The organism is Planococcus sp. TJ-201 (assembly GCF_058268495.1).
The window spans coordinates 88,117-101,755 of sequence record NZ_JBZDOG010000006.1 but is presented as its reverse complement, the minus strand read 5'-3'; the positions used below and the strand labels follow the sequence as shown (position 1 = coordinate 101,755).

Genomic DNA, 13,639 nt, shown 5'->3' with positions numbered 1-13,639 from the left:
GCACTCATTCCTTTCTTATTTTGACATCCCTGTGCGTCACGATGACTTTATTGTTCTCAGCCAGCAGCTTACCGTAATATTCAGCCAGTGTCACAGATCGATGTTGGCCACCCGTACAACCGAAAGCAATGACGAGCTGTGCTTTTCCTTCATTCTTATACTGTGGAATCATAAATTGCAGAAGATCCGTTAATTTTTCAAGAAGCGTTTGCGTTTCCTGCCATTTCAAGACGTAGCTGGATACTCGCTCATCAAGGCCGGACAACGGATTCAACTCGGGAATGTAATAAGGATTCGGCAAAAAGCGCACATCAAACACCAAATCGGCATCGATTGGCATGCCATGCTTAAATCCAAAAGACATCACGTTGACCGTGAAAACATTGCTTGTCTTGGTTGTAAAATCAGCGTTGATCCGCTCTTTCAACTGACGAGGTGTCATATCGGACGTATTGTAAATGTATTTTGCCCGGCCTTGAAGATCGCTCAGCATATCGCGTTCTTTTTTTATGCCGCCCAGCACCAAACCGCCTGGCGACAAAGGATGGGATCTTCTCGTTTCTTTGTACCGGCTCACCAAGGTTTGATTTTCCGCATCCAAAAACAGAACGGTGATGGAGACGTTCGGTTCTTGCGACAAATGGTCAATGGCATCTACGAGGCTGTCAAAAAAGTCTCCGCCACGCAAATCCATAACTGCCGCTACCCGCTTCATCGATTTCCCGGAATCTCTCATCAATTTGATAAAAGTAGGCAGCAAAGCCGGAGGTAAGTTGTCGATTGTGAAAAATCCAAGATCTTCGAAGCTTTGGATCGCCACGGTTTTCCCTGCGCCTGACATGCCTGTGATGATGATTAATTCTGTTTCTTCTTGACGGTTATCCATTCTGATGATTCACCTCTTCGTTTGATGATTGGATGGTTTCTTTGATCAGCTGAAACTCAGGCGTGTAATAAAAAGTACCGTATTGAATGCCTTGTTGGTTCACTGCAAACTGAAGATTGGTTCGATCGCCTTCAGCCATTGGCAAGAATGCCAGCTCTTCCACTGGGTGCCATTCCAGCAATCCTTCATTTGTTTCTTCAAATAGATCTCCAGTCAAATTGTTTGCTGCAAATGTAAACAGCATCCATTCGTCCACAATTTTTTCCTGTTCCTGGATCATCATTGTATAGATGCCTTTTAAATGTGTGCCAATTGGCGTGGCATTTGTTTCTTCTTGAAATTCCCGAACAGCCGCATCGTAAATAGACTCTCCGGACTCCATTTTTCCGCCGGGAGCGACATACCAGTCGCGGCGGGGTTTCTTTAATAATAAGACTTGTCTATCTTTAATAACTAATAAATTCGCGATTCGCTGCACATTCGACACTCCGCATCTATTGTAAACTTACTCCATTATACATCTATCCTGGTGTGCCATGCAAAAAAATGCAAAAAAGAGGCCGTCTTCCGAGTTGCTCGAAAAACGGCCATCAAAATTTCTTTATAAAAAGGGGGTCAACTTACTCTTCTTACTATAGCCCCTATTCATGACAAGCGCGTTACAAAATGATTAAGAAACAATTAAGCTTGTGCTTTCGTTGCTATTTTTTCAACTAGCTCTTCGATATAATGCTGTGCAGCCTGCGCTGCGATGCTGCCGTCACCTGTCGCTGTAACCACTTGGCGCAAGGTTTTTTCACGAACATCGCCCGCGGCATAAATTCCAGGTACTTTCGTCTCCATTTTTTCATTGGTGACAATATAGCCTTCGTCATTCAAAATGCCCAAATCAGTAAACGGCTTTGTTAATGGCAGCATGCCGATGTAGATGAAGACGCCGTCTGCTTTGAATTCTGTTTCTTTTTCATCTTCTGTCGATACCAGTGTAACACTGCCAACTTTGCCATTTCCATCATCGTGAATTTCCTTGACTGTATTGCTCCAGATAAAGTCGATTTTGTCATTGGCAAATGCGCGGTCCTGAATGATTTTCTGTGCACGAAGCTCATCGCGTCTATGGACGATTGTGACTTTGTCTGCGAAACGGGTCAGGTAAACCCCTTCTTCAACTGCAGAGTCTCCGCCGCCGACAACAACCAATTCTTTCTTTTTAAAGAAAGCTCCATCACATACGGCACAATAGCTGACACCGCGGCCGCCCAGTTCTGTTTCACCAGGAATGCCCATTTTTTTGTACTCTGCGCCTGTTGTAACGATAATGGCACGTGTTTTGTATTCTTTAGATCCGGCTTTGATGGTTTTGAATTCTTCACCGTCAATAACTTCGGTTACGTCCCCATATGCGTATTCAGCACCAAACTTTTTCGCATGTTCGAACATTTTTGTTGAAAGGTCCGGCCCCAAAATGTGTTCAAAGCCTGGATAGTTTTCAATTTCTTCTGTATTGGCCATTTGGCCGCCTGGAATGCCGCGTTCTAACATTAGCGTTGTTAAGTTTGCACGAGATGTATAAACAGCGGCAGTCATGCCTGCTGGTCCTGCTCCAATAATTACTACGTCATATATTGTTTCTGTTTCAGTCATAATGATAGACCTCCTATTTCTCAGTAGCTAAATCGTATAAGATTCCGGCTAAAGCTTCAACTTTTATGCCTGTGAATCCGGATCCGTCAAATATCCAGTCATTTCCTTAACGTACTTGGTTAAAGTCGAGACCGATACACCAAAGCTTTCTGCCAATTCTTTTTTGGTCGTTTTTTCATTTTTTGCAGATTGAATCATATACTCTGCTGCTGAAGCTAAAGCAGCCGGATTTTTAAATGGATAATTTCGGCTAAATGCTTTTTCGACAAGCAGAAACCACAGCTGGAAAACATCGGCTTGCTGTTTCGTCACCATTCCGTGCCGGACATAAAGGCGTTCTGCCGTTTCCATCGCTCTCATAAATGCTTGTTCAGCTGGAACTTCTTTTTTAAACGGATGACCGAGGGCATACCCCAGCACAAAGGTTTCCAAAACAGAAGGCTGATCAGATTCCAGCCAATTTGGATGCGAGATAATTTCCTGTTTGTGCGCAGATTTGCCAAGCAGGAACAAGCCGAACAAACGCTCACTTTTTTTCTTGTGATCCAGTTTTTTCACTAAATAATCCCGGTCGTGTTCCAACGCATCGGCGTGAGGCATTGCCGAATGATCACTCCATGGCTCATAGCCATCTTTGCCAGGATCCATCTTTTTCAATTGATCCCAAGCTTGACGCGACGCTTCTTCATGCCCTGAATGGTACGCAGCGTGCGACAGCCAGAAATAAAAAGCAGGATCTCCATCAAAGCCGCGTTTTTGAAGGCTTTTTAGCCAACGATAGGCTTCTTTGTATTTGCCGACCAACGCAAATGTCGCACCCAATTTATAGCGATGCTCAAAGACATAAGGCTGAATCTTTTTCAGCAGATCCAGGACGTCATCCAATTCTGCATTTTTTTCATAATAATGAAAGACTGCCAAGTTGCAGAGTGCATGCAAATTGCCGGTATTTTTTCGCAGTACATCGTGAAGCAGCGCTTTCGCCATTTCCGCTTCGCCAATATAAAAGTATGCCAAGGCCAGGTTGTTGTAGGCTCCCCAAAAATCCGGCTTTTCTTCAACCAGCTTTTCGAGCCTTTCGATGGCGCCGGCAAAATCACCTTGCTCCATCATTTTGCGGGCTTTTTCCTGGCGGTAATAGTATTCGCTGTTTTGCGCTTCCCCATCATCGTCAAAAAGCTGCCAGTCTTCCTGTTCTGCAAAATCGACAATTTCCATTGCTTCTGCCGAATATTTGCCTTGGGTTTCATAAATCAAGTATTTTTTGGCGTATTTCCGTGCATCCCAAAACAAGCCCATGTGTGCATGGACTTCTGCGAGGAAAAACAGGATGTCCGGCTCTTTCGAATCCAGTTCATGTGCTGTATGCAGCATGTCCATTGCCTGTTCAAACTCCTGCATTTCCATCAAGACAATGCCATACTGCGTCAGAATAAGCGGGTCTTTCGGACTCAGTTCTGATGCGCGGCGCAAATACTTGTGGGCTCTCGGATAATTTTCCCGCTGAAGTTCTTTCAGCGCTTTTCTGTAATAATATTCCCCGGTTGGAATAAAAGACAGCACGTTCTTATAATTTGTTTTTTTATTCTCCAAAATATGCCTCCGAAAAAGTAAAAGGAACGATCGAAATCGCTCCTATACTCAAATGTGCTGTAATTATAGCATATTTCCTTATTATTTACTTGTCGTTTTTTGTAGCATGGCGCTCTTTTAACACATCTACCACTTGGCTAAACTCCACTTTTTGTTCCTGCAGGAGCACCAATGTGTGGTAGAACAAATCGGCTGTTTCCATGGCCAGTTCTTTGGCATCCCGATTTTTTGCGGCAATGATTACTTCAGACGCTTCTTCGCCTACTTTTTTGCAGATTTTGTCTACGCCTTCTTCGAACAGGTATGTGGTATACGCGCCTTCAGGCATTTCCTCTTCACGTGTTTTGATCAGGGAGGTCAATTGACCGAACATGTCTCCTGGAGATTCGTTGCGTTCTCCGTGAATGGTTTCAAAGAAGCAGCTGTCTTTGCCGGTATGGCAAGCCGGTCCGTTTGGAATCACTTCGTAGATCAGGGAATCCCCGTCACAGTCCAAGCGCACAGCGGTTACTTGTTGGGTGTTGCCGCTTGTTGCACCTTTGTTCCACAATTCGCTGCGGCTTCTTGAATACAACCAAGTTTCGTTTGTCTCCATAGTTTTTTTCACAGCTTCTTCATTGGCATAAGCCAGCGTCAGCACTTCTTTTGTTTCAGCATTTTGGATAATGACAGGAATCAGCCCGTCTTGGTCGTATTGGATCGTTGTCATCGGACATTCACTCCTTCTTTCCGCAAGTATTCTTTTACTTCAGCTACACTGGTTTCTTTATAATGAAAAATCGATGCAGCCAAAGCAGCATCAGCATCAACTGTTTTAAACACTTCACTAAAATGCTCTTTGTTCCCTGCCCCGCCGCTGGCAATAACCGGCACTTCTACCGCTTCGCGCACAGCTTGCGTCAGCTCGAGATCAAAGCCGTCTTTCGAACCGTCTTTGTCCATGCTCGTCAACAGCAGTTCCCCGGCTCCAAGCTCCACGCTTTTTTTCGCCCATTCAATGGCATTCCATTCGGTCTTGTTGCGGCCGCCATGTGTATAAACGTCCCAGCTATCGCCGTTTTTCTTGGCGTCAATGGCCACTACGATGCATTGCGAGCCAAAAAAGTCCGCGCCTTCTTTGATCAGCTCTGGCCGGTCAAGAGCTGCGGTATTCAAGGAAACTTTATCTGCGCCGGCACGCAGCATGCGTTTCATATCCTCCAGGCTGCGGATTCCGCCGCCCACTGTAAAAGGAATCGAAAGTTCCGTGGCCACGATTTTGACCACTTCAACCATGGTTTCTTTGCCTTCATGAGAAGCGGAAATGTCTAAAAACACCAATTCGTCCGCTCCTTGCTTGTCGTAAAAACGCGCCAGTTCTACAGGATCTCCTGCGTCACGCAGCGAGACAAAGCTGACGCCTTTGACGACACGCCCTTCTTTAACATCCAAACACGGAATAATGCGTTTTGTCAGCATGACAGGGCCTCCTCCAAGGTAAAGCGTTTTTCATATAGGGCTTTCCCTATGATAACACCCGCAATATTGCTGTGGGTAGAGGCTTGTTTGACATTCTGTACATCTTCCAGCGACCCGATGCCGCCTGAGACGATCACTTGTGCATGTTCAGAGTCAGCTAACGCTTTGTTCGCTTCGATATTTGGTCCGGCTAATGTGCCATCTGTCGCAATATCTGTATAAATGAAATGCTTCGCGCCCTTAGAAGCAAAGTAATTTGCCACCTCGGTCGCTGCCTGGCCGGAAGTCTCGATCCAGCCTTCGGTTGCGGCCATACCGTCTTTGGCATCAATGCCGATCACGATGCGGTCAGCGCCGAACTCCTCGATAAATGATACTGCCAGTTCCGGATTGCGGATTGCCAGGCTGCCGATGATAACACGCGCAACGCCGTTCGATAAGTAATGCTCGATGTCTTCACGTGTCCGAATGCCTCCGCCTACTTGCACGTTAACACCTAGTTTGGCAGCTTCGATGACCACTTGATCATTGATGCGCACACCGTCTTTAGCGCCGTCCAAATCAACCATATGTATCCACTGTGCACCGGCTTCGACGAATTTCTTTGCCATATCTACTGGTGAATCACCATAAATGGTTTCCTGGGCGTAATCTCCCTGGAATAGGCGCACACATTTTCCATCCCGCAAGTCAATGGCGGGATAAATTTGAAACTTAGTCATTGAGGTTCCTCCTGACATTTGCAATCCACTGCTCTAATAAATAATGGCCAAAATCACCGGATTTTTCCGGATGAAATTGCATGCCCGTAATCAGTCCGTTCCCAACTACTCCTGGAACGTCGTGATTGCCGTAGCTTGCCGTAGCTAGCACTTCTTGCTCTTTTGTATTGACCGCCAAAAAGGAATGGACAAAATAAACATGTGTATCACTTAATACACTGTCCAGCCAATAAGGCACATGTGAAAATTCGAGGCGGTTCCAGCCCATATGCGGAATGCGGTGCGCGCCTTTTTCAAAGCGGCGGATTTCTCCCGTCAACAAGCCCAGCCCTTTAGTTGGTTTTACTTCAGAGCTGTCTTCGTATAATAGTTGCATGCCGAGGCAAATGCCTAAAAGCGGAATATTTTTCTCTGGAAGCGATTGGATAAATTCAGATAAGCTTTTTTGGTTCAACAGCTCCATTGCATCCGGGAAAGCACCGACGCCCGGAAGAAGAATTGCTTCTGCTTCCAATAAGACGGCTGGATCGTCCGAGATGATCACCGTACATTCCAGTTTTTTTAGCGCCTGTTCAACGCTGAATAAATTGCCCATGCCATAATCGATAATGCCAATGATCATGTTAACAGCCCCTTTGTCGATGGCACTCCTTTAACCCGTGGATCGATGCTTGTTGCTTCATCAAGCGCCCGGGCCAATGCCTTGAACACCGCTTCAATAATGTGATGCGTATTTTTCCCGTAATGGACGATGACATGAACATTCATGCGTGATTCAAGCGCAAACTTCCACAGAAACTCATGGACCAGCTCAGTATCAAAAGTTCCAACTTTTTCATTTGGAAGCTCGCAGCGGAATTCCAGATGCGGACGGTTGGAACAGTCAATGACTACTTGTGCCAGCGCGTCGTCCATTGGCACAAATGCGTTGCCGTAACGGCGGATGCCTTTTTTGTCGCCAAGCGCCTCTTTGACTGCCTGGCCGAGCACGATGCCGATGTCTTCAGTCGTGTGGTGATCGTCAATATGCGTATCGCCATCTGCTTGGATGTCGCCATCAAACAAGCCATGCTTGATGAACAAATCCAGCATGTGGTCCATGAACGGAACACCGGTATCAATTACTGACTTGCCTTCTCCATCCAAGGAAAAGTTGATTGCTATTTTGGTTTCATTGGTATTTCGTTTGATTTCAGCTGTTCTCATTGGTTACTCCCCTTTTCCCACGACCGCGATTCGACTGCACGCGCATGGCCTTCTAAGCCTTCTAGGCGTGCCAGACGAGCGATTTTTTCTTTGTTATTATTCCAAGCCTGTTCGCTGTAGCGGACAATGCTCGTGCGTTTTACAAAATCATACACAGATAAAGCACTAGAGAAACGCGCCGTACTGTTGGTTGGCAAGACGTGATTGGTGCCCGCAAAATAATCACCAATCGGTTCAGACGAATAGCGGCCGATAAAAATGGCTCCCGCGTGGCGAATTTTGTCTGCCACTGCTTCCGCGTCTTCTGTCATAATTTCCAAATGTTCCGGAGCCAATTGGTTCGCAGCCTCGATCAGCTCTTCCAGTGTCTCGCCCAAATAAATCATGCTGTGGTCTGCAATTGCGGGACTGGCAATGGCTTGGCGCGGCAAAGCGGCCAATTGGCGATCTACTTCTTTAGAAACGGCGTCAGCCAATTTTTGACTGGTCGTCAATAACACCGCACTGGCCATTGGATCGTGTTCCGCTTGTGACAATAAATCTGCTGCCACTTCATCTGCATAAGCAGTATCATCGGCAATGATGGCAATTTCACTGGGTCCGGCAATCATATCAATGGCAACGTCGCCATTCACTTCCCGTTTTGCTAAAGCCACAAAAATATTGCCAGGGCCGGTAATTTTATCAACCGGTGAGATAGATTCTGTGCCATAGGCCAACGCCGCAATCGCTTGTGCCCCACCCGATTTATAAACTTCCGTGATGCCCAAAATATGAGCCGATGCCAAAACGCCATCTGACAATTCACCATCTTTGCCTGGAGGCGAGATGAGCACAATGCGTGAGACGCCTGCCACTTGAGCTGGAATAACATTCATCAGTACGGACGATGGATAAGCTGCGGTCCCGCCCGGCACATACAGCCCAGCGGACTCGATAGCCGTAACGCGTTGAGCTACATAGGATCCGTCGTCGCTGTCTTGCCGGTAGCCTTGCTGTTGCTGGCTTTCGTGGTAGCGGCGGATATTTGCTGCCGCTTCCGTCAAATCTTCCAGCAGTTGGCCGTCAAAGCGCTCGACCGCCTGTGCAATTTCTTCCTGCGCTACACGCAAAGAAGACAGTTTGGCGCCGTCCCATTTTTCTGTATAGCGGAACATCGCCTGGTCTCCATGATCCCGTACATCCTGGATAATGTCCCTGACTGCCGCAATTTGCTGGCCGGTTCCTTCTGCAATTGTTCTTCTAATGGAAATTCCGGCAGATAAACGGGTGACGTTCATAAGCTCGCCTGCTTTCTTAGTTTTTCCACCAATTCCGTGATGCGTTGTTGCTTCAAACGGTAACTTACCGGATTGGCAATTAGGCGCGATGTAATATCAACAATTTTTTCATATTCGACCAAGCCATTTTCTTTTAAAGTTTTTCCAGTCGACACAATATCCACAATGCGATCAGCCAAACCGATCATCGGTGCCAATTCAATTGAACCGTTCAACTCAATGATTTCGACCTGTTCGCCCTTGCCTCTGTAATACTGCGAAGCTACTTTTGGATATTTTGTTGCTACACGCGGCGTCACTTCGTTCATTGGTGTATCCGGCATACCAGCTGTCGCAATATAGCAGCGGCTGATGCCAAGATCCAGCAATTCGTAGACATCCCGCTCGTGCTCGAGCATAACATCTTTACCGGCAATTCCGATATCTGCCACCCCGTGTTCAACATAAGCAGGGACGTCCATTGGCTTGGACAAGATAAAGCGAATGTTTTCATTTGGTGCTTCCACAATCAGCTTGCGTGAGTCGTCCAGTTCTTTTGGCAAGTCATAGCCGGCCTTTACCAGTAGCTCATAAGCTTCTTCAAATATTCTTCCTTTTGGCATTGCAATCGTTAATGCATCCATTAGTTGGCACCTTCCAATCGTAAAACATTACTGAACAGTCCACTGAATTTTTCGACCGCCAAAACGGCTGGCGCAAATTGCAATGTGACGCGTATTCCTTGCTCGCGAAGCTGTTGAGCTTGATCAAACGCATTGTCTTCATTTTGCTCATCAAACAGGATGAGCGTATGAGCTTCTTCTTCTGGTGCAGCAGAAATGATTTCCAACAACCGGTCAACGCGCAGGCCAAATCCTGTGGCACCTACCTGCAAACCAAATTGTTTCATCAACCCGTCATAGCGCCCGCCATTTCCAAGCGGAAACCCACTGCCTGCTCCGTATACTTCAAACACCAAGCCGGTGTAATAAGTCATATGGCTGTTAAAGGACAAATCGTAAGTTACCGCATCCGACAGTCCGCTGCGATCCAGTATTTTTTTTAATTTTTTCATGTCTTCAAACAAAGAATTTTGTTTGGCATTGTGAGGATCGATCCATTGCTGCCACTCTTCAACTGTAGACGTGGACATTAATCCAATAAACGATTTACGCCGTGATGGCTCAATCGGCAATTGATGAGCTAAGCTTTCAAAGCCAACACTGTTTTTCGAAACAAAAGCGGCGTGCACGTTCTCGATTTGCTCTTGGTTTAAGCCAAAATCCTTCAGAATCAGCTGCAGCAATTGTGTGTGGCCAATTACAAAGCGGCTGGATTTGATATCCAGGTTTTTTAAGATGTTCCATGCCAAAATAATGACTTCTGCATCAGCGTATAAAGAATCGTCGCCAATCAGCTCGACGCCCATCTGCTCAAATTCAGCTGGACGGCCGCCTTCCCGTTTTTGGGCACGAAAAACATTTGAATAGTACCCAAGCCGTACCGGCATTTTTTCTTTCAGCAGCTTTGACGCTGCAATGCGCGCGATGGGTGACGTCATATCGGGGCGCAGCACCAAAGTCTCTCCCTGGCTGTCCAATAATTTGAACAAGGCATTATCATCGATTGCCGAGATTTTGCCGATCGTTTCGTAGTATTCCAAAGTTGGCGTCTGCAGCAAATCGTAACCCGCTTGTTGAATAATGGAGGTTCCGCTTGCCCGCAGCTCCGCCTTCTTTTTTGCGATGAATGGAAAATCGTCTCTCATGCCTAATGGTTTTTCGAACATTTGTATCGTCATTTTATAAAACTCCCTAATATTGGTTATTTTACTTTAGTTCGCTAATGTGGTGAAGTAATATTATTTTAGCGCATTTTTCCATCCATCGTCAAGGGATATACTCGAAAAAATCCTGAAAGCAAGAACTGCTTTCAGGATTTTGCTTGGCGCTCTGCCATTTGTTCAGCTGTAAAGATGATGCTCATCGGATTTCCACCGACAAACGCCCCAGCTGGCACATCTTTATGGACGAGCGTGGCAGCGGAAACAATGGCGCCGTTTCCGATGGTGATGCCGGGCAAAATCGTGGTGTTTGCTCCGATCATGACGCCGTCTCCGATGACCACGTCGCCGAGCCGGTATTCATCTATTAAGTATTCGTGTGCAAGAATCGTTGTATTATAGCCAATAACCGAATTTTTACCGATTGTGATTCGCTCCGGAAACATGACGTCCGGCATAACCATCAACGCAAAAGAAGAATGCTCTCCGATTTTCATTTTAAGAAAAACTTTGTACATCCAATTTTTCATCGGCAAAAATGGGGTATAGCGAGCCGTTTGAATCACCGCAAAATTTTTGGCTACTTTCCAAAAAGGAACGGTTTTATAAATGTGCCAAAGCGAATTGGGACCTTCTACAAAATGACGTTGAGTGTTTCTCATTCCGCTTCCACTTTCGTCAGTGCCAGCAAATCGCTAATGTGTTGAAGCATAAAATCCGGATTAAAACTGGCTAAAAAATCTTCTCCTTTTGCGGTCCAAGCAACACCAGCTGTCCGGACGCCGGCATTTTTTCCGCCTTCGATATCATGCGAATTGTCGCCAATCATCAAGGCTTCATCATGTGATGCTCCTAATTGCTCTAATGCCAAATGCAAAGGCTCCGGATCGGGTTTGGGATTGCTGACATGATCCAGGCCCACTAGAACGTCAAAAACATCGCTGACGCCCATCAAATCCAGTCCGTGGCGAATGGTTTCGCTTCTCTTTGTCGACACAATTGCCATTTTCAAGCCTTGTGCTTTTAACAGGCGAAGCGTTTCGACTACGCCATCGTATTCTTCTACCAGTTCATCGTGCATGGCACGGTTGAGGGTACGATACTGAACAGTCAGCTCTTCCACCCGTTCCGGATCAATCGCGGTAAATGTCTGCTCCAGCGATGGGCCAATAAAATGCAGCGCATCTTCGCGTCCAAAACGTCCTGGATAATGTTCGCCCAAAACGGACAGAAAAGTCTGGATGATTAATTCATTGGTATCCAGCAAAGTTCCATCAAAATCGAATAATAACGTATTGATCTGTTTTACCGTCACGTAGAAACCACTTCCTTTTGTTTGTCTTCCGCTTTACGCCACATATAAGAAATAAAGATGGTCAATACCAAAGCGGTGATGACACGAATCGCCAGCAATGGCCATATGGGAATGCCCAATGGAATAAAAATCAGTGTATCTTCTACAATGGCATGACAGGCGACAAGGAAAATGAACACCAATGTGGCATCTCTTTTACTGACACCATCTTCCTGAACTGCCTGGATCATCACACCTGCTCCCATTGCGAGTCCAAAAACCAAACCGGAAGCAAGGGTTACGGAAGCATTTTTTTCTACTCCCAGCAAGCGGGTCAACGGCCCCATCCAGTTGGATATCTTTTGCAAATAGTGTTTGTCTTTTAAAATTTGGATGATGAGCATTAATGGAATGACGATCATGGCCAATTGGAGGACGCCAAACGAAGCTTTTTCCAGCCCGATCAGCAAAATGCCCAACCAGCTTTCAGGTGCAGCCGCCACTTCAGGCGCGAAGCCATATTGCGCGACTTCACCGCCGCCTTTCCATAATAAATTAATAATGATTCCAGATAGTGCCGCAAGACCAAAACGCACCACCAGCACTACCCAAAGCTTGACGCCCACTTTCAGCGCTACACCGGTTTCAATGAAAATATTATGTGAAAAGGACAGCATCACGGCCAGTATAAAAACTTCCTTGACGGTTAATTCCAGTGACAAAATACCAGCAATTCCGGCATAGAGGTTCAGCGCATTGCCGAGCACCAGCGGAATTGCAGCATCGCCGCTTAAACCGAACAAGCCCATGATCGGTGCCACTAGATCGATGATAAACGGCAAAACCGGTGTGTATTGAAGCATCGTGACAAGCAAGGTAATGGGAAAAATGATTTTCCCCAGTGACCAAGTCGTTTTCAGCCCCGCTTTTAATCCATTTTTCAATGTCGACATCTGATCGCTCTTTTCTTCGTTATTTGTCTTTGTAATGCGGTGGGTTTTTGATTGCCACCCGGCGGTACACAATAAATACTACGGCAATAATAATTGCAAGAACCGATACCAGCTGAGCGGCGCGAAGTTCGCCAACCACATAGAGGCTGTCTGTCCGCATGCCTTCGATAAAGAAGCGACCGACCGAATACCAGATCATATAGAAGAAAAACATTTCCCCGCGTACTAAATTGACTCTCCGGAGCAGCAGTAGAATGATAATCCCTACCAGGCTCCACATAGATTCGTATAAAAAGGTCGGATGGTAGTAAGCTCCATCTATGTACATGTGATTAATGATCCAATCAGGAATAAACAAATTCTCAAGGAATGTACGTGACACTTCTCCGCCATGTGCTTCCTGGTTGATGAAATTGCCCCATCTGCCAATTGCTTGGCCAATCAAAATGCTGGGCGCCAAAATATCTGCTACTTTCAAAAATGGTGTATTGCGTTTTTTGGTAAACACATACGCAACAATTACTGATGCAATCAATGCCCCGTGAATCGCAATGCCGCCATTCCAAATGGCAATAACTTCACCGAGGTTGTTCTTGTAGCTGTCCCACTCAAATGCGACATAATAAATGCGGGCGCCGACAATGGCCAGCGGCACCGCCCAAATCAGCAAATCTGTTAAGTATTCAGGATGCAGTCCCCGTTTAACCATTTCACGCTGCCCCACCAAAAAGGCAATGACAATGCCGGCAGCGATGATGACGCCGTACCACCGAACCGAAAGCGGTCCGAGTGAAAAAGCGATTGGATCTATTGTAGCAAGTAAAGAAAACATCTGGTGCAC

General features: G+C 46.2%; 16 protein-coding genes. All 16 read right to left on the bottom strand.

What is annotated here, in order from left to right; genetic code table 11:
* Positions 1–4: 4 nt before the first annotated feature.
* The 16 genes from rapZ to lgt all read right to left on the bottom strand — a co-directional run bounded on the left by rapZ (position 5) and on the right by lgt (position 13,630).
* On the bottom strand, positions 5–886 hold the full coding sequence (rapZ, locus tag AC4EG4_RS15175) for an RNase adapter RapZ (RefSeq protein WP_490979863.1): 882 nt from the start codon (positions 884–886) through the stop codon (positions 5–7).
* The gene (locus AC4EG4_RS15170; protein ID WP_490988280.1) at positions 879–1,364 is read right to left on the bottom strand and encodes an NUDIX domain-containing protein; all 486 of its coding nucleotides are present in this window, start codon (positions 1,362–1,364) and stop codon (positions 879–881) included. Before AC4EG4_RS15170 ends, rapZ begins: the two co-directional genes overlap by 8 nt.
* 203 nt (positions 1,365–1,567) lie before the next feature.
* Positions 1,568–2,530, bottom strand: coding sequence for a thioredoxin-disulfide reductase (gene trxB, locus AC4EG4_RS15165; protein WP_490979861.1), 963 nt, complete (start codon positions 2,528–2,530; stop codon positions 1,568–1,570).
* Positions 2,531–2,593: 63 nt separating this feature from the next.
* The gene (locus tag AC4EG4_RS15160) at positions 2,594–4,123 is read right to left on the bottom strand and encodes a tetratricopeptide repeat protein (RefSeq protein WP_490988279.1); all 1,530 of its coding nucleotides are present in this window, start codon (positions 4,121–4,123) and stop codon (positions 2,594–2,596) included.
* 85 nt (positions 4,124–4,208) lie between these two features.
* Positions 4,209–4,832, bottom strand: a complete 624-nt coding sequence (gene hisIE, locus AC4EG4_RS15155; protein WP_490979859.1) for a bifunctional phosphoribosyl-AMP cyclohydrolase/phosphoribosyl-ATP diphosphatase HisIE — start codon at positions 4,830–4,832, stop codon at positions 4,209–4,211.
* Positions 4,829–5,581 carry an imidazole glycerol phosphate synthase subunit HisF gene (gene hisF / locus AC4EG4_RS15150; RefSeq protein ID WP_490988278.1) on the bottom strand — a complete coding sequence of 251 codons (753 nt, stop codon included), beginning with the start codon at positions 5,579–5,581 and terminating at the stop codon, positions 4,829–4,831. Before hisF ends, hisIE begins: the two co-directional genes overlap by 4 nt.
* The gene (gene hisA / locus AC4EG4_RS15145; protein WP_490988277.1) at positions 5,575–6,303 is read right to left on the bottom strand and encodes a 1-(5-phosphoribosyl)-5-[(5-phosphoribosylamino)methylideneamino]imidazole-4-carboxamide isomerase; all 729 of its coding nucleotides are present in this window, start codon (positions 6,301–6,303) and stop codon (positions 5,575–5,577) included. The genes hisF and hisA overlap by 7 nt, the downstream gene beginning before the upstream one ends.
* Entirely contained in the window at positions 6,296–6,925 is a 630-nt protein-coding gene (gene hisH / locus AC4EG4_RS15140; protein WP_490979856.1) for an imidazole glycerol phosphate synthase subunit HisH, read from the bottom strand. The genes hisA and hisH overlap by 8 nt, the downstream gene beginning before the upstream one ends.
* The gene (hisB, locus tag AC4EG4_RS15135) at positions 6,922–7,509 is read right to left on the bottom strand and encodes an imidazoleglycerol-phosphate dehydratase HisB (RefSeq protein WP_490979855.1); all 588 of its coding nucleotides are present in this window, start codon (positions 7,507–7,509) and stop codon (positions 6,922–6,924) included. The genes hisH and hisB overlap by 4 nt, the downstream gene beginning before the upstream one ends.
* The gene (gene hisD, locus AC4EG4_RS15130; RefSeq protein WP_490988276.1) at positions 7,506–8,789 is read right to left on the bottom strand and encodes a histidinol dehydrogenase; all 1,284 of its coding nucleotides are present in this window, start codon (positions 8,787–8,789) and stop codon (positions 7,506–7,508) included. Before hisD ends, hisB begins: the two co-directional genes overlap by 4 nt.
* Entirely contained in the window at positions 8,786–9,412 is a 627-nt protein-coding gene (gene hisG / locus AC4EG4_RS15125; protein ID WP_490979853.1) for an ATP phosphoribosyltransferase, read from the bottom strand. Before hisG ends, hisD begins: the two co-directional genes overlap by 4 nt.
* On the bottom strand, positions 9,412–10,569 hold the full coding sequence (hisZ, locus tag AC4EG4_RS15120) for an ATP phosphoribosyltransferase regulatory subunit (RefSeq protein WP_490988275.1): 1,158 nt from the start codon (positions 10,567–10,569) through the stop codon (positions 9,412–9,414). Before hisZ ends, hisG begins: the two co-directional genes overlap by 1 nt.
* Before the next feature lie 131 nt (positions 10,570–10,700).
* Positions 10,701–11,213, bottom strand: a complete 513-nt coding sequence (locus AC4EG4_RS15115; RefSeq protein ID WP_490979851.1) for an acyltransferase — start codon at positions 11,211–11,213, stop codon at positions 10,701–10,703.
* Positions 11,210–11,866: a pyrophosphatase PpaX gene (ppaX, locus tag AC4EG4_RS15110; RefSeq protein ID WP_490988274.1), complete on the bottom strand. Its 657-nt coding sequence runs from the start codon at positions 11,864–11,866 to the stop codon at positions 11,210–11,212. Before ppaX ends, AC4EG4_RS15115 begins: the two co-directional genes overlap by 4 nt.
* Positions 11,863–12,798 carry a nucleoside recognition domain-containing protein gene (locus AC4EG4_RS15105; protein WP_490979849.1) on the bottom strand — a complete coding sequence of 312 codons (936 nt, stop codon included), beginning with the start codon at positions 12,796–12,798 and terminating at the stop codon, positions 11,863–11,865. Before AC4EG4_RS15105 ends, ppaX begins: the two co-directional genes overlap by 4 nt.
* 19 nt (positions 12,799–12,817) lie before the next feature.
* On the bottom strand, positions 12,818–13,630 hold the full coding sequence (gene lgt, locus AC4EG4_RS15100; RefSeq protein WP_490979848.1) for a prolipoprotein diacylglyceryl transferase: 813 nt from the start codon (positions 13,628–13,630) through the stop codon (positions 12,818–12,820).
* Positions 13,631–13,639: the final 9 nt, after the last annotated feature.